Below are 15,979 nucleotides of genomic sequence, written 5' to 3' on the forward strand. Positions count from 1 at the left end.
TGCTTTGAAGAGGGGGGACTAGGTTTGTCTTTTGCATCGGAAACAAAAAAAGAAATGACTCAAATAGAGGTCGATGATTGCTGTGGAAAAGCGGAATTATCCGCATTGATCCGGATGAATGGGACTTTGTCTTTTTCAAATCGGCAATTGAGCCTGGACATACAGACTGAAAACGCGGCTATCGCCCGCCGGATTTATACCTTGTTGAAAAGATTTTACAAAGTTTATCCGGTTGAATTGCTGGTCCGCAAAAAAATGCGTTTGAAAAAGAACAATGTTTACATTTGCCGCCTCCGCGAAGGAGCGAAAATGATTCTGGAAGATTTAGCGATCATCTCGGAAGGTTTCCAGTTCCATCATGATATTGACAAAAAATTAATTGAGAAGAATTGCTGCAAACGTTCTTATTTAAGAGGCGCTTTTTTAGCTGGAGGATCGGTCAACAATCCCGAAACTTCTTCTTATCATTTGGAAATCTACTCGTCTTATAAAGACCATGCTGATTCCTTGGTGGAGCTTATGAACGAATTCCATTTGAACAGCAAAACCATTGAGCGGAAAAAAGGCTTCATCACGTATTTGAAAGAAGCTGAAAAGATTGCAGATTTTCTTAGTCTGACCGGCGCACATTCCGCTTTGCTGAAATTCGAAGATGTCCGGATCATCCGTGATATGCGAAACAGCGTAAATCGCCTGGTCAACTGCGAAACAGCCAATCTGAACAAAACCATTGATGCTGCATTGCGGCAAGTTGAAAATATCCGTTTTATCGACAATATGATCGGCATCGACCAGCTGCCTGAACGGCTCCGGGAAATTGCGCGCTTGCGCGTTGAATACCAGGATGTTACCTTGAAGGAACTAGGGGAAATGGTATCGACCGGAAATGTCAGTAAATCGGGCGTTAATCATCGTCTGCGCAAAATCGATGAAATTGCTGAATCGCTGAGAAAAGGAGAAATGATCGGCCGGTAGCACCGTCCGTTCTTTCATATAATTTTTTAAAGAGTCTAGTCAGTTTTAGAGGAGGATCAGCATGGTTGAAAAACAAGTGGAAGTTCAATTGAAATCCGGTTTGCAAGCAAGACAAGCAGCTTTGTTTGTTCAGGAAGCAAATCGCTACAGTTCAGATGTGTATCTTGAAAAAGATGATAAAAAAGTAAATGCGAAAAGCATCATGGGCATCATGAGTTTAGCAATCAGCAAAGGCACAACAGTGAAAATTTCGGCTGATGGCAATGATGAGCAAAATGCAGTGGAGTCATTAGCAGGCTTAATTGAAAAAGAAGGATAATGAAAAAAGCTTGCAGCCGGTATGGGCTGCAAGCTTTTATTCGTTTAACGCTTATTTTTCTTCCAACATTTTGTTGCGCGTGATGATTTGGTCAACGAGGCCGTATTCAAGCGCGCGTTCAGCAGTCATGAAGTTATCGCGGTCCGTATCTTTTGAAATCACTTCGAGCGGCTGTCCAGTACGTTCAGCTAAAATTTGGTTCAATTTTTCGCGAAGGTGCAAGATGCGTTTTGCAGCGATTTCAATTTCTGTTGCTTGTCCTTGAGCACCGCCAAGTGGCTGGTGAATCATGACTTCAGCGTTCGGAAGCGCATAGCGTTTGCCTTTTGTTCCAGCTGCTAGCAAGAAAGCTCCCATTGAAGCCGCCATACCGATGCAGACTGTTTGAACATCCGGTTTGATGAATTGCATAACATCGTAGATTGCCATACCGGCAGTGATGCTTCCGCCTGGGCTATTGATGTAGATGGAAATATCTTTTTCTGGATCTTCCGCTTCAAGGAATAGAAGTTGAGCGACGATTGAGTTTGCAACGTTATCATCGATTCCGCTTCCCAACATGATGACGCGGTCTTTCAAAAGGCGAGAGTAAATGTCATATGCACGTTCGCCTCTGCTTGTTTGTTCAATTACTGTAGGAATTAAGTTCATAAGATAGTTCCTCCTCATAATAGATAGTATCTAGCTATGCTGAAAAATTCATTTCAGCTGTATTAATATCATACACATCTTGGTCAATGAAGGTCAAATCTAACGAATTGCAAAAATCAACTTGAAATGTTTTTTTGTTATGGTTATAATAGAAAAGTCGTTAACGACCATTTGCCCTCGTAGTGTAATGGATCACACGCAAGATTCCGGTTCTTGAAATGGGGGTTCGATTCCCTCCGAGGGTATCCGTTGCCGCTCGTCCCACTTATTATTGTGGGACGAGCGGCTTTTTTCTATTTCCTGAATGAATGCAAGGGCTAGTCCAGCAGAGAATTTCGAGGAGCCTCAATAAAGATGTTCGCCAAACAAGTTACTTAAATATATTATGGGTGAATAGTATAATAGCTTCACTTGAGAATTTAAAATGAGAAGAGGGAAAGCGATGATTACTTTATACACCCGTCCAAATTGTGAACTATGCGAAGAAGCGAAATTGATGTTGGAGCTTGTCAAAGAAGACTTTCCGCTAGAGTACCAGGAAGTCGATATTGAAAGCGACGAACAGCTGCATGAAAAATATATGGTGATGATTCCGGTTCTTGAAAAAGAAGGCGAGCTCCTTATTTACGGAAGAATCGGCTACGTTGAACTATTGGAAGCGTTAGAATTTTAACGCTTCTTTTTATTTGCATTTTTTTAATGGGTTCGGTAGAATGTAACTAGTGGGACAGAAAAATATTGAGCGGGACGAAAATTGTCCAGCTTGAAATGGAGTGAATCAATGGATCCATTAACGGAAGCGAAGAAAAAGCTGATGCCGGAAATGACCGATCTCCTAAAAAAACGTTATCAAATTCTTCAAACCATCCAGATGGAAGAGCCGATTGGCAGGCGTACGCTAAGTGAACTTGCGGGAATGACAGAACGCGACATCCGGAAAGAAACGGATCTTCTGCGAAGCCAGCAATTAATAGAAGCGAAAACTGCCGGTATGGCGATATCGCCGCAAGGATTGGAAGTGCTGGAGGCATTAAAAGAATTCATGCGTGAAATGTCCGGCTTATCCAATATGGAAAAGCAGCTAAAAGTAATTTTAGGGATTTCACAGGTACTGATATTGCCCCAGGATAGCGACGATATTCCAGCAGTTAAAACAAAAATCGGCAAAGAGGCCGCAAGGCTATTAGAAATGAAGTTCCCACTTCATAAAAAAATTGCAGTGACTGGCGGCAGTACGATGGCTGCAATCTCAAAAGAGATATCTTCCGAAAAGCGGGATCGTTCGCTGCAATTCATTGCAGCACGAGGCGGCCTTGGGGAAGACGTACTTCATCAGGCAAATACCATTGCTTCTCTTTTTGCGGAGAAGACAGGCGGAGCGGTCAAAACGCTTTACTTGCCGGACCATCTCAGCGCAGAAGCTTATGAAATGATGATGCGTGAACCGGTCATCAAAGAAATGATGGAGTTGTATGATGAGACGGACGTCGTAGTGCATGGAATCGGCAATGCCGAGGAAATTGCGCTGCATCGGAAATCATCGCCGGAAGAAGTGGAAATGATCCGAAGCGGCGGAGCGGTCAGCGAAGCATTTGGCTATTACTTCGACAATGAAGGAAATGTTGTTTATCGCATCCGAACTGCGGGAATCCAAATGGAACAGGTCCAAAAAGCGAGAGCCATCTTGGCTGTTGCGGGAGGACGATCAAAAGCGAAAGCGATTCTTTCTTATTTCAACATTGCACCGAGACAAACCGTGCTTATAACGGATGAAGGTGCAGCACGGAAAATAATCGAATTAACTACAAAACAGGAGGAATTTTAAATGACTTTAAAATTAGCGATTAACGGATTTGGACGTATTGGACGTATTGTATTCCGCCAAGCATTGGCAAACGAAGAAGTGGAAGTTGTTGCAGTAAACGATTTAACAGATGCTAAAATGTTGGCACACTTGCTTAAATACGATTCAATCCACGGCACATTGGATGCAGAAATTTCATCTGAAGGCAACGACTTGATCGTAAACGGCAAGAAAATCCATGTTTACTCTGAAAAAGATCCAGCGAACTTGCCATGGGCAGAAAACAACATCGATATCGTCATCGAATCTACTGGATTCTTTACAAATGCTGACGATGCGAAAAAACACATCCAAGCAGGCGCTAAAAAAGTTATCGTTTCAGCTCCAGGCAAAAACATGAAGACGCTTGTAATGGGCGTTAACCATGAAAGCTACAACCCGCAGGAAGACGATGTGATTTCAAATGCTTCTTGTACAACAAACGGCTTAGCTGGAATTTCTAAAATCTTGAACGACAAATTCGGCATCAAAAAAGCGATGATGACAACAATCCACTCGTACACAAACGACCAGATTTTGTTGGATTCTCCGCATAAAGACTACCGCCGTGCACGTTCTGCAGCAGAATCGATGATTCCGACAACTACAGGCGCTGCAGTAGCCGTAACAAAAGTATTGCCAGAACTTGAAGGCAAATTAGACGGAATGGCAATCCGCGTTCCAACTCCAAACGTTTCATTGATCGACTTAGTGGCTGAATTGGAAACAGACGTAACAGTAGAAGACGTAAACAACGCGTTAAAAGAAGCAATCGACAAAGACGAAAATGCTTTCTTGAGCTACAGCGAACTTCCACTAGTTTCACGCGACTACAACGGAGTAACAGCTTCGTCTACTGTCGACCTATTATCTACAATGGAACTTGGCGGCAACATGGTAAAAGTTCTTGCATGGTATGACAACGAATCAGGCTATTCTGCTCGATGCATCGACATCGCGTTGCACATGTACAAAACAGGGCTGTAATCCCAAAATCATAGCTTAATTTCCGATGAACCTCTATAATGAAAGAGGGTAAAAGGGGTGGGGATTTACCCCACCCCTTCTTTTTATTTAAACGAACGGGAGGTAATTTCATGTTGAAGAAGATGACCATGAAAGACGTGGACTTAAAGGGGAAACGTGTATTTTGCCGAGTAGATTTCAACGTACCAATGTCTGAAGGAAAAGTAACAGACGACACACGCATCCGTGCAGCATTGCCGACTATCGAATATTTGGTGGAGAACGGGGCGAAAGTGATACTGGCGAGCCATTTAGGCAGACCAAAAGGCCAAGTGAGCGAAGACTTGAGACTGGCTCCTGCCGGTGCAAGACTGGCCGAATTATTACATAAAGAAGTAAAGAGCCTCGATGAGTCAATTGGGGAAAAGGTTGAACAGGCAATAGCAGCTATGGAAGAAGGCGACATTGTCCTATTAGAAAATGTACGCTTCCATCCAGGCGAAGAAAAAAATGATCCGGAATTGGCAAAAGCTTTCGCTGGCTTAGCGGATGTCTTTGTTAATGATGCATTTGGAGCAGCGCACCGAGCGCATGCAACAACTGCGGGCATTGCCGAGCATCTTCCAGCGGTATCCGGTTTGCTGTTAGAAAAGGAACTGGATGTGTTAGGGAAAGCATTGTCTGAACCTGACCGCCCATTCACTGCCATCATCGGCGGTGCAAAAGTAAAAGACAAAATCGGCGTTATCGACCACCTGCTGGACAAAGTCGATAATCTGATCATCGGCGGGGGCTTATCTTATACATTCATCAAAGCGCAAGGCTATGAAATCGGAACTTCTCTATTAGAAGAAGATAAAATCGATTTGGCACTTTCTTTCATTAAAAAAGCGGAAGAAAAAGGCGTGAAAATGTATCTTCCAGTGGATGTCGTGACGACAAAGGATTTTTCAAATGACGGCGAAACGAAAGTAGCGAGCATCAAGGAAATCCCAAGCGACTGGATGGGGCTGGACATCGGACCGGAAACAGTGGAACTCTACGCTGATGTGATCAAGAACTCGAAATTGGTCATCTGGAACGGGCCTATGGGCGTTTTTGAGATGAGTTCTTTCGAAAACGGCACGAAATCAGTAGCGCAAGCGATGGCTGAAACAGATGCCTACACAATCATTGGCGGCGGCGATTCAGCAGCGGCAGTAGAGCAATTCCATGTAGCCGATCAAATGGACCATATTTCAACAGGCGGCGGTGCATCCCTTGAATTCATGGAAGGCAAGGATCTTCCAGGAGTCAGCGCACTGACGGACAAATAAACAATAAAATTAACAATGTTTAAGAAAACGGATAAGAGGAGTGGATTTCTTTGAGAAAACCGATTATTGCAGGTAACTGGAAAATGTATAAAACATTTTCAGAAGCTAAACAATTCATCGAAGAAGTAAAAGGATTGGCACCGGATGCTGATAAAGTCGATTCAATCATCTGTGCACCGTCCCTATTCCTTCAACCATTAGTACAGGCAACTGAAGGCAGTACACTTCAAATCGGCGCGCAAACAATGCATGATGCAAAAGAAGGCGCGTATACAGGTGAAGTGAGTCCGGTTCAATTGAAAGACATCGGCATCAATTATGTCATCCTTGGCCATTCAGAACGCCGCCAGTATTTCAATGAAAGCGACGTATCGGTCAATAAAAAAGTAAAAGCAGCATATGAACACAGCATTACGCCAATCATGTGCGTAGGTGAAACATTAGAGCAGCGTGAAAGCGGCGCAACAGCTTCTATCGTTGAAAACCAAGTAGCAGCTGGTGTTGCTGGATTGGCTGAAGAGCAAATCAACCAATTAGTCATTGCCTATGAGCCGATTTGGGCAATTGGAACTGGTAAAACAGCAACTGCAGAAGATGCGAATGAAGTTTGCGGCGTCATCCGCAAGAAAATTGCGGGCCTTTACAGCCAAGAAGCTGCCGATCAAGTGCGTATCCAATACGGCGGCAGTGTAAAACCGGCGAATATTGAAGAATTGTTAGGCATGGAGCACATCGACGGCGCATTGGTCGGCGGTGCAAGTTTAGAGGCAGATTCTTTTGTCAAATTACTAGAGGCGGGATTGCATGCGTAATACAGAAAATCCAGTAGCGCTTATCATTTTAGATGGTTTCGGCTGCCGCCAAGAAACATTCGGCAATGCAGTCGCTCAAGCAAAAAAACCTAATTTTGATAAACTATGGGAAACTTATCCACATAATCTTTTAACGGCATCTGGGGAAGCTGTCGGCCTTCCAGATGGCCAAATGGGCAACTCGGAAGTCGGGCATTTGAATATTGGTGCAGGGCGCATCGTTTATCAAAACTTGACCCGCATCCATAAATCGATCCGCGACGGCGATTTCTATCAAAACCCTGCTTTTTTAGAAGCAATAGCGAATGTAAAAGCGAAAGGCACAGCGCTTCACCTGATGGGCTTATTATCAGATGGCGGCGTCCATAGCCATTACGAGCATTTGTTTGCACTTTTGGAGCTGGCGAAACAGCAAGGATTGACGGAAGTCTACGTGCACGGTTTCTTAGACGGCCGCGACGTCGGTCCACAAACTGCACTCGGCTATATTGAAAAAACAGAAGAAAAGATGGCGGAAATCGGCATTGGCCGGTTTGCATCCATCAGCGGACGCTATTACGCGATGGACCGCGACAAACGTTGGGACCGTGCGGAAACAGCTTACCGCGTCTTGGTTGATGGTGTGGGCCTTACCGCAGCATCAGCAACAGAAGGGTTAGTCGAATCTTATGACCAAGGCGTCATGGACGAATTCGTTGTGCCATATGCAATTGTCGATGAAGGCGAACCGGTAGCAACGATCAAATCGGACGATTCGATCATCTTCTTTAACTTCCGTCCAGACCGGGCAATCCAATTGACTTCCGCTTTGATTACGGAGGATTTCAATAGCTTCCCGTTAAGCGTCAATCAGCCGAAGAACCTGACTTTTGTGTCTTTCACTTCTTATAGTGATCTTCTGCCAACGCGCATCGCTTTTGAAACGATGAACTTGGAAAATACAATTGGTGAAGTGATTTCGGCAAATGGATTGACGCAGCTGCGCATTGCGGAAACAGAGAAATATCCGCATGTCACGTTCTTTATGAGCGGCGGCCGCGAAAATGTTTTCCCTGGCGAAGATCGCATTTTAGTCGATTCACCGAAAGTGGCGACTTATGACCTTCAGCCGGAAATGAGCGCTTACGAAGTGACTGAGAAATTGGTTGCTCAAATCGAAGCGGATGCACACGATGCCATCATCTTGAACTTTGCAAATCCCGATATGGTCGGCCATAGCGGAATGATCGAACCGACGATCAAAGCAATTGAAACAGTTGATGAATGCTTAGGCAAAATCATCGATGCTTTGCATGCAAAAGGCGGCTCGGCCATCATTACAGCGGACCACGGAAACGCTGATGAAGTCGTAACGATAGAAGGCTTGCCAATGACGGCGCATACGACAAACCAAGTGCCGGTCATCGTAACGAAACCAGGTGCAGAATTGCGAAACGATGGCATCCTGGCTGATTTGGCGCCAACTGTATTAAAACTCTTGAACATTGAACAACCGAAAGAAATGACAGGAAGACCATTATTCTAAACTAAGGGAGCTGTTTTAAATGCCAATCATTACTGACATTCTTGCACGCGAGGTACTGGATTCACGAGGAAACCCAACAATCGAAGTTGAAGTATTCACAGAAAGCGGCGCATTTGGCCGCGCAATCGTCCCATCTGGAGCATCTACAGGAGAGCACGAAGCTGTAGAACTTCGCGATGGCGATAAGAGCCGCTACCTTGGAAAAGGCGTGCTTAAAGCAGTAGAACACGTAAACAGCGAAATCGCTAACGAATTAGAAGGCAATTTTGACGTAATGGACCAAGTTTCAATCGATAAAGCGTTGATCGAATTAGATGGTACTGAAAACAAAGGCCGTCTTGGCGCAAACGCAATTTTGGGTGTTTCGATGGCTGTAGCTCATGCAGCTGCAGATTATCTTGACCTTCCGCTTTACCAGTACTTGGGCGGATTCAACGCTAAGCAATTGCCGGTTCCAATGATGAACATCTTGAATGGCGGCGAGCACGCGGATAATAACGTCGACATCCAAGAATTCATGGTTATGCCTGTAGGCGCTGAATCTTTCCGCCATGCTGTCCGCATGGGCGCTGAAATCTTCCATAACTTGAAGAGCGTGTTGAAAGAAAAAGGCTATAATACTTCTGTTGGAGACGAGGGCGGATTTGCTCCGAACTTAGGATCAAACGAAGAAGCGCTTCAAACAATTATGGAAGCGATCGAAAAAGCCGGCTACAAACCAGGCGAAGATGTCTTGCTTGCAATGGATGTTGCGTCTTCTGAAATCTACGATAAAGAAAAAGGCGTTTATAACTTGCCAGGCGATAACACTGTAAAAACTTCTGCTGAAATGGTTGACTGGTACGAAGAGCTTTCAAACAAATACCCGATCGTTTCAATCGAAGATGGATTGGATGAAAACGACTGGGAAGGCCACAAACTATTGACTGACCGCATCGGCGATCGCGTTCAATTAGTAGGAGACGACCTATTCGTAACAAACACGAAGAAATTGGCTCAAGGGATTGAACAAGGCGTAGGCAACTCGATCTTGATCAAAGTAAACCAAATCGGTACATTGACAGAAACATTCGATGCAATCGAAATGGCAAAACGTGCAGGCTACACTGCTGTAATCAGCCACCGTTCTGGTGAATCTGAAGACGTAACGATTGCGGATATCGCAGTAGCGACAAACGCTGGGCAAATCAAAACGGGTGCACCTTCCCGTACAGACCGCGTTGCGAAATACAACCAATTACTTCGCATCGAAGATCAGTTGAACGAAACTTCACAATATCTTGGTGTTAAAACTTTCTACAACTTGAAAAAATAAAGCTTAAATCATGACTTTTTAACGATGCTATTGTCATAGTTCTAAGTTTTTGGTAAACTTAGTCTTGTTGTGAAAGTTCTTTTCCAGGAGGTGGAATTTATGCATACGTTGTTAATGACGCTTCTTGTCATCGTATCGCTCGCATTAATCGTTGTCGTTTTATTGCAATCAGGAAAAAGTGCAGGTCTTTCGGGAGCCATCTCCGGTGGAGCAGAGCAACTTTTTGGCAAGCAAAAAGCACGTGGGCTGGACTTAGTCCTGCACCGGGTAACGATAGTGCTTGCTGCCTTATTCTTTATTCTGGCTATCGCCGTTACAAAAGTTTAATGTAGAGATTAAATCGCCTGACCAATACACTGGTTAGGCGTTTTCTTTTAGGGTGGAAAATTTTATTTTTTCTCTGATATTTCGCAAAACAGCTGCGCTGAAAAGATTTGCTCCTGCATCGCTTCGCTAGCTTCGTCGCAAAGACTTGGCCTTGCAGGCTGCAGCCAATGTCTTTCCTGCGGGCGAGCGCCAAGCCTCCTCGGACTGCGTCCTGTGGGGTCTCGGCTTTCTCGCTTTCCGCTGGAGTCTTCGCTGTTTTGCTCCATATCTGGGTGTGTAAATAAAAATTCTAATCTTTTATGTTGTTAGCAGACATTTGGAAGAATTATAGTTAAATTTTTAAGTTATATGTAAAATGAATGGAGGATTTTTATGCGGATTTCGCAGCCAAAACCATTTTTCTTTAAATCAGGGCCGAGAGCGGTCTTGTTGTTGCACGGATTTACCGGGAATTCGGCAGATGTACGGATGCTCGGCCGTTTTCTGGAAAAGCATAATTACACATCCATCGCTCCTCATTACGCAGGGCATGGAGTTGAACCGGAAAAGTTGATTCCGACAGGACCGGAAGATTGGTGGAAAGATGTTGAAGCCGCTTATCATCAATTGCGTGATGAAGGCTATACCGAAATTGCAGTGGCTGGATTGTCGCTTGGCGGCGTATTCACATTGAAATTAGGGTATACATTCCCTGTGAAGGGTTTGGTGACGATGTGTGCACCGATGTATATGAAAACAACCGACTTGATGTATGAAGGCGTTGTAAAATATGCACAGGAGTACAAGAAATATGAAGGAAAAAGCGATGAACTTATCGAAGAAGAGATGGAAGAGTTCAAAAAGCATCCGATGGAATCTTTAGCTGATCTGCAGGCATTAATCGCGGATGTAAAAGACCATGTAGACCATGTCTATGCACCGCTATTTGTCGTCCAAGGCAGATTAGATGATGTCATCAATACGGATTCTGCCAATGTCATTTATGAAAACGCGGAATCCTTTGAGAAAAATATAAAGTGGTACGAGGAATCCGGGCATGTCATTACGCTCGATAAAGAAAAAGAACAATTGCACGAAGATATTTTAGCATTTCTCGAATCGCTCGATTGGAGTGTGTGAGAACGTCTAAAGGAGGAAATATACATGGGAAAAAATGAAACGTCGCTGGACCAGCGGTTATTGTCGTTTATGCGCGAAGACGCGTATAAGCCTTTGACTGTACAAGAAATAGAAGAGCAATTCGGCTTTGATGATGCCGATGAATTTAAAGAATTGGTGAAGACCCTAGTGAAACTGGAAGAAAAGGGGCTGCTTGTCCGTTCACGTGTAAATCGTTACGGCGTACCGGAACGCATGAATTTGATGCGCGGAAGTTTATTGGACATCCAAGAGGTTTCGGCTTCGTAGCACCTGAAGAAGCGGGGAATGGATGATGTATTTATTCCCCCGACGGAAGTTAATGGGGCCATCAATGGCGATACGGTGCTGATCCGGATTTCTGAGAATTCTTCCGGCGACCGTCGTGAAGGGGCCATTATTCGAATCGTTGAACGCGGAACGACGAAAGTGGTCGGTACGTTCCAGGATAACCGCGGCTTCGGCTTTGTGGTATCCGATGATAAGAAAATGAATATGGATATCTTTATCGCAAAAGAAGATACATTGGGAGCTGTGGATGGCCATAAAGTCGTCGTGGAAATTACGGGCTGGCCGGAAGGCAGAAAATCTGCGACCGGTATGGTGACACAGATTCTTGGACATAAGAACGACCCAGGCGTCGACATTTTGTCGATTATCCATAAATACGGCATTGAAACCGAATTTCCAGCGGATGTCTTGGAAATGGCGAATAATGTGCCGGAAGAAATCGATCCATCGGATTTGAACGATCGCCGCGATTTGCGCAATGAGCAGATTGTGACGATTGACGGAGCGGATGCGAAAGACTTGGATGATGCAGTTCAAGTAGTGAAACTGGAAGACGGTACGTATAAACTGGGCGTCCATATTGCCGACGTCAGCCATTACGTAACGGAAGATTCACCGATTGACCGGGAAGCTTATGACCGCGCAACAAGCATTTATTTGACGGACCGCGTTATTCCGATGATTCCCCACCGTTTATCAAACGGAATCTGCTCGTTGAATCCGCAAGTGGACCGCCTGACTTTATCCTGTGAAATGATTTTCAATGATAAAGGGGAAGTTTTATCGCATGACATTTTCCAAAGTGTCATCAACACTTCTGCCCGTATGACGTATACGGATGTATACGAAATCTTGGAACAGGACAATCAGGAACTAAAAGAAAAATACGCAGATCTAGTGCCGATGTTCGAATTAATGAAGGAATTGGCAGCTGTTTTACGCGACCGCCGTATGCGCCGTGGAGCTATCGATTTCGATTTCAAGGAATCGAAAGTGTTAGTAGATGAAGATGGCTATCCTGTTGATGTGGTTGTCCGTGAACGCACAGTTTCTGAACGTTTAATTGAAGAATTCATGTTGGCAGCGAACGAAACAGTCGCGGAGCATTTTCACCGCATGGAAGTTCCAGCCATCTACCGGATCCATGAAGATCCAAAGCCTGAGAAATTGCAGCGCTTCTTTGAATTCGTGACTAATTTCGGGATTGTCGTCAAAGGTACCGGAAACCAGATCCATCCGAAAGCTTTGCAGGAAATCATTGAGTCCATCGAAGGCACACCGGAAGAACCCGTGATTTCGACGATGATGCTGCGTTCGATGCAGCAGGCGAAATACTCTTCTGAAAGCCTTGGGCATTTCGGTCTTTCGACAGAATTCTATACGCATTTCACGTCGCCAATCCGCCGTTATCCCGATTTGATCGTACACCGATTGATCCGAACGTATTTGATCAATAAAGACTTGTCAAAAGCGACGATCATGCACTGGGAAGCGAATATGGACGAAATCGCTGAGCATACTTCCGAGCGTGAGCGCCGGGCAGTAGAAGCAGAACGCGATACCGATGCTTTGAAGAAATCGCAGTACATGGCAGATAAAATCGGCGAGGAATTTGATGGCATCATCAGTTCCGTTACGAATTTCGGTCTTTTCATCGAATTGCCGAATACGATCGAAGGATTGGTACATGTTTCCAATATGACCGATGATTTTTACCGTTTTGACGATCGCCAAATGATGATGATCGGCGAACGCAGCAGCCGCCAATTCCGCATCGGCGACGAGATCCGCATCAAAGTCATTGGCGTGAAGCCGGAAGAATCCGCGATCGACTTTGAAATCGTCGGCATGCCGGAAGTAAAGCGCCGCACACGCAAAGACGCACCGAAAGTCATTCGTGCGACGAAAAAAGAAGGCGCTGGGAAACCAGGGCGTGGAGGCAAGCCGAGCCGCGACGGAAAACCGGGCGAAGGCGGCGGACCGACTCGCAAACCGAAAAACAAAAAGAAAAAGTTCTATGAAGGCGTTGCACGAAACCAGAAAAACAAGAAGAAAAAATAAGGGAGCGGCTTAACTGCCGCTTTTAAAGAAATGAGAGTTGCGCGTTCAAGGTGTAAACTCCGGCGTCCATCTGTCTCGAGAGGCAAGATGGGCGCTCGCGCTTTTCTTAATCCAGTTGAGGTGAACAGCATGGCAAAAGGTGAAGGCAAAGTAATTGCCCAGAACAAAAAAGCCGGCTTCGATTATTTCATCGAAGAAACGATTGAAGCGGGCATCGTATTGCAAGGAACAGAAATTAAATCTGCGCGAAACGGCAAAGTCCAATTGGTCGATGCGTTCGTCCGGATCCGGGGCGGCGAAGCTTGGATCTCGAATATGCATATTGCCCCGTACGAGCAAGGCAATATCTTCAATCACGATCCGACCCGTGTACGGAAATTATTGCTGCATAAAAAGCAGATCAATGAACTGATCGGCGTATCGAAAGTACAAGGATCGGCTATCATTCCATTGAAGATGTATTTGAAAGACGGCTATGCCAAAGTGCTTCTCGGCATCGGTAAAGGGAAGAAGAACTACGACAAGCGCCAGGACTTGAAGAAAAAAGATGCGAAGCGTGAAATCGACCGGGCCATCAAGGACCGGGGCCGCTACTGATCGCTTTTCTTGATATTTAGTCCCTATTGCTCTATAATTAATTTATAACACCGAAGCTAACATCTTCCGTGTTCCCTTTTAAACGAGGGGACGTTACGGATTCGACAGGGATGATCTGGGCTTGGGTCGCGCGTCGGAGGATCGGCTCCGTCACCAACGTAACTATAGTAACTGGCAAAACAAACCAAAACCTAGCATTCGCAGCGTAAGCTCGGATCTGCTCTTAGCATCCATCACCCATGTGGCTGTGTAGAGCTCAACTTTAGTGGGATACGGTCGGCAGTGCAACTTGAGCTGCCGGCAAGAGATTTTCAAGTTAGCGCACACGACGCCTGCTTATCGGCATAGTGCTGCGCGAAACTTAAATGGATAAGCTACACGCGTAGACGCTCAAGTAGCGGAGTTTCTGGACGCGTTCGACTCCGCCGTCTCCATAGATTAATTTCATGGAGTTTCATAGAACGTCAAAATCCTTGATATACCAAGGGTTTTGGCGTTTTTTGATGTCATGGAGTTTCATAGAATATCAAATAAACCTAGTCAAAAACCTAGTCAACCTAGTCAAAAACCTCGTCACGTTTTGGACTATCCTCTAAATAATTTTCGAACTTTTCAATGGTTCCTGCCTTCGCTTTTTCTGTTACATGAGTATAGATATCCATCGTCGTTTTAACGTCTGTATGACCTAGCCGTACTTGCACTTCTTTTAAGGTTGCTCCCGCTTCAAAAAGCAGGGAACAGTGGGTATGGCGTAAGCCGTGAGTAGTAATCATTTTTAGATTGTATTTTTTAATCACATGCATGAGCCATTTTCGAGTTTTCGTCGGCTGGAGAAAGTCGTTGAATTCGTTGCTGAATACAAGTTGTTTAGATTGCATTGTATTATAGCCGAGACGAAAATAATCTTTCTTCTGTTGCTTTTTCCAGTTTTTAAGAAGATCCATTGTTTTTTGATCCATCTTTATAGTACGAACAACTCCAGTCTTCGTTGGTTTTACATAGAGTTTGTTATCTTTTCCTCGCGAAAGTGCCTTGTTGATACGAATCTCATTATTAACGAAATTTATATCCTTCCATGTAAGAGCCAATGCTTCTCCTTTACGCATACCTGAAAAAGCGAGTAGACGGAAAAGGGTATAAACCTTGAAGTAATCTTCTTTCTCCAAGCATGCAAGCAATTTAACAAGCTGTTCACGATCGTAAAAGTTTTCTTCCGTGTCCTCATCTATACTGACTTTTTGTAGCTTATTAGGGGCCTCTACTAATGAAAAAGGATTGACTTGAAGGTAACCGCGCTTAATTGCAAAGTCGAGTACTTTTGCAGCATACGCTTTTACCATTCGAAAACGTTGAAGCTTCTTAGCCCACTCATCAACGTGCTTTTGACAAACGGCCACATCGATTTTTTCAATCTTATATGCGCCCATAGCTGGAAGAATATGATTTTTGAAAATGCAAGTTGTTTTGACAAACGTACTTTCTTCAACCGTATTTTCATAGTGATTAACCCAGAGATCATAAATATCTTGATATGTTTCCAGCTGTTTTTTGCGGAACGTACCTTTACTAATTTCAACTTTTAATGCTGCCAAAGCATCCTTTGCTTCTTTTTTAGTTAGAAATCCTCGACGTGTTGTACTTAGCTCTTTACCAGTTAATGGGTCAACACCAATATAAAGATGAAACATATACCTTGTTGAATTGCTCTTGAGTTTATAGCTTTTAATTGTTGTTTGCTTACTCATTCTGTTCCTCCTGAATGCTTACGGAGATAAGATTGGGAGGGGTAGTTAAACTAACTACTCTTTTATTTTATATTGAAGCCTAGCAGTACACAAATAGCA

Annotated in this window: 14 protein-coding genes, 1 tRNA gene, 1 other RNA gene and 1 pseudogene; 15 read left to right on the forward strand and 2 right to left on the reverse strand. The window is 44.4% G+C overall.

The annotated features are described in order from the left end of the window. Positions 1-24: 24 nt before the first annotated feature. Together whiA and L0M13_RS05770 are read left to right on the forward strand one after the other, a co-directional pair. A complete protein-coding gene (gene whiA / locus L0M13_RS05765; RefSeq protein ID WP_235198692.1) occupies positions 25-975 on the forward strand; it encodes a DNA-binding protein WhiA in 951 nt (316 codons plus the stop codon). Positions 976-1,036: 61 nt separating this feature from the next. Further along, a complete protein-coding gene (locus L0M13_RS05770; protein ID WP_235198693.1) occupies positions 1,037-1,294 on the forward strand; it encodes an HPr family phosphocarrier protein in 258 nt (85 codons plus the stop codon). A 51-nt stretch (positions 1,295-1,345) separates the two neighbouring features. Here the strand turns inward: L0M13_RS05770 and clpP are convergent, their stop codons facing one another. Then, positions 1,346-1,945: an ATP-dependent Clp endopeptidase proteolytic subunit ClpP gene (gene clpP / locus L0M13_RS05775; protein WP_235198694.1), complete on the reverse strand. Its 600-nt coding sequence runs from the start codon at positions 1,943-1,945 to the stop codon at positions 1,346-1,348. Positions 1,946-2,118: 173 nt separating this feature from the next. Here clpP and L0M13_RS05780 point away from each other — a divergent pair. The 13 genes and pseudogenes from L0M13_RS05780 to ssrA all read left to right on the forward strand — a co-directional run bounded on the left by L0M13_RS05780 (position 2,119) and on the right by ssrA (position 14,572). Beyond that, a tRNA-Arg gene (locus tag L0M13_RS05780) sits at positions 2,119-2,190 on the forward strand. 197 nt (positions 2,191-2,387) lie between these two features. Beyond that, positions 2,388-2,618 (forward strand): glutaredoxin family protein, encoded by a 231-nt coding sequence (locus L0M13_RS05785; RefSeq protein ID WP_235198695.1) that lies wholly within the window; start codon positions 2,388-2,390, stop codon positions 2,616-2,618. Between the two features lie 108 nt (positions 2,619-2,726). After that, positions 2,727-3,770, forward strand: a complete 1,044-nt coding sequence (locus tag L0M13_RS05790) for a sugar-binding transcriptional regulator (RefSeq protein ID WP_235198696.1) — start codon at positions 2,727-2,729, stop codon at positions 3,768-3,770. Further along, the gene (gene gap, locus L0M13_RS05795; RefSeq protein WP_235198697.1) at positions 3,771-4,775 is read left to right on the forward strand and encodes a type I glyceraldehyde-3-phosphate dehydrogenase; all 1,005 of its coding nucleotides are present in this window, start codon (positions 3,771-3,773) and stop codon (positions 4,773-4,775) included. Positions 4,776-4,888: 113 nt separating this feature from the next. After that, positions 4,889-6,070, forward strand: a complete 1,182-nt coding sequence (locus L0M13_RS05800; RefSeq protein WP_235199273.1) for a phosphoglycerate kinase — start codon at positions 4,889-4,891, stop codon at positions 6,068-6,070. A gap of 50 nt (positions 6,071-6,120) precedes the next feature. After that, complete coding sequence (gene tpiA / locus L0M13_RS05805; RefSeq protein WP_235198698.1) at positions 6,121-6,882, forward strand: triose-phosphate isomerase; 762 nt, start codon at positions 6,121-6,123, stop codon at positions 6,880-6,882. Continuing rightward, entirely contained in the window at positions 6,875-8,407 is a 1,533-nt protein-coding gene (gene gpmI, locus L0M13_RS05810; RefSeq protein WP_235198699.1) for a 2,3-bisphosphoglycerate-independent phosphoglycerate mutase, read from the forward strand. Before tpiA ends, gpmI begins: the two co-directional genes overlap by 8 nt. A 19-nt stretch (positions 8,408-8,426) precedes the next feature. Next, positions 8,427-9,722, forward strand: a complete 1,296-nt coding sequence (gene eno / locus L0M13_RS05815) for a phosphopyruvate hydratase (protein WP_235198700.1) — start codon at positions 8,427-8,429, stop codon at positions 9,720-9,722. Between the two features lie 99 nt (positions 9,723-9,821). After that, positions 9,822-10,049, forward strand: coding sequence for a preprotein translocase subunit SecG (gene secG, locus L0M13_RS05820; protein ID WP_008429540.1), 228 nt, complete (start codon positions 9,822-9,824; stop codon positions 10,047-10,049). A gap of 372 nt (positions 10,050-10,421) precedes the next feature. Continuing rightward, a complete protein-coding gene (locus tag L0M13_RS05825; RefSeq protein ID WP_235198701.1) occupies positions 10,422-11,168 on the forward strand; it encodes an alpha/beta hydrolase in 747 nt (248 codons plus the stop codon). A gap of 24 nt (positions 11,169-11,192) precedes the next feature. Then, positions 11,193-13,538: pseudogene (rnr, locus tag L0M13_RS05830) on the forward strand (ribonuclease R). A gap of 129 nt (positions 13,539-13,667) precedes the next feature. Then, positions 13,668-14,135, forward strand: coding sequence for an SsrA-binding protein SmpB (smpB, locus tag L0M13_RS05835; protein WP_235198702.1), 468 nt, complete (start codon positions 13,668-13,670; stop codon positions 14,133-14,135). Between the two features lie 86 nt (positions 14,136-14,221). After that, positions 14,222-14,572, forward strand: a transfer-messenger RNA (tmRNA) gene (gene ssrA, locus L0M13_RS05840). Between the two features lie 120 nt (positions 14,573-14,692). Here the strand turns inward: ssrA and L0M13_RS05845 are convergent. Next, positions 14,693-15,880 carry a site-specific integrase gene (locus L0M13_RS05845; RefSeq protein ID WP_235198703.1) on the reverse strand — a complete coding sequence of 396 codons (1,188 nt, stop codon included), beginning with the start codon at positions 15,878-15,880 and terminating at the stop codon, positions 14,693-14,695. Positions 15,881-15,979: the final 99 nt, after the last annotated feature.

The sequence above is a fragment of the Planococcus sp. 107-1 genome (genome assembly GCF_021513255.1).
GTDB lineage: Bacteria > Bacillota > Bacilli > Bacillales_A > Planococcaceae > Planococcus.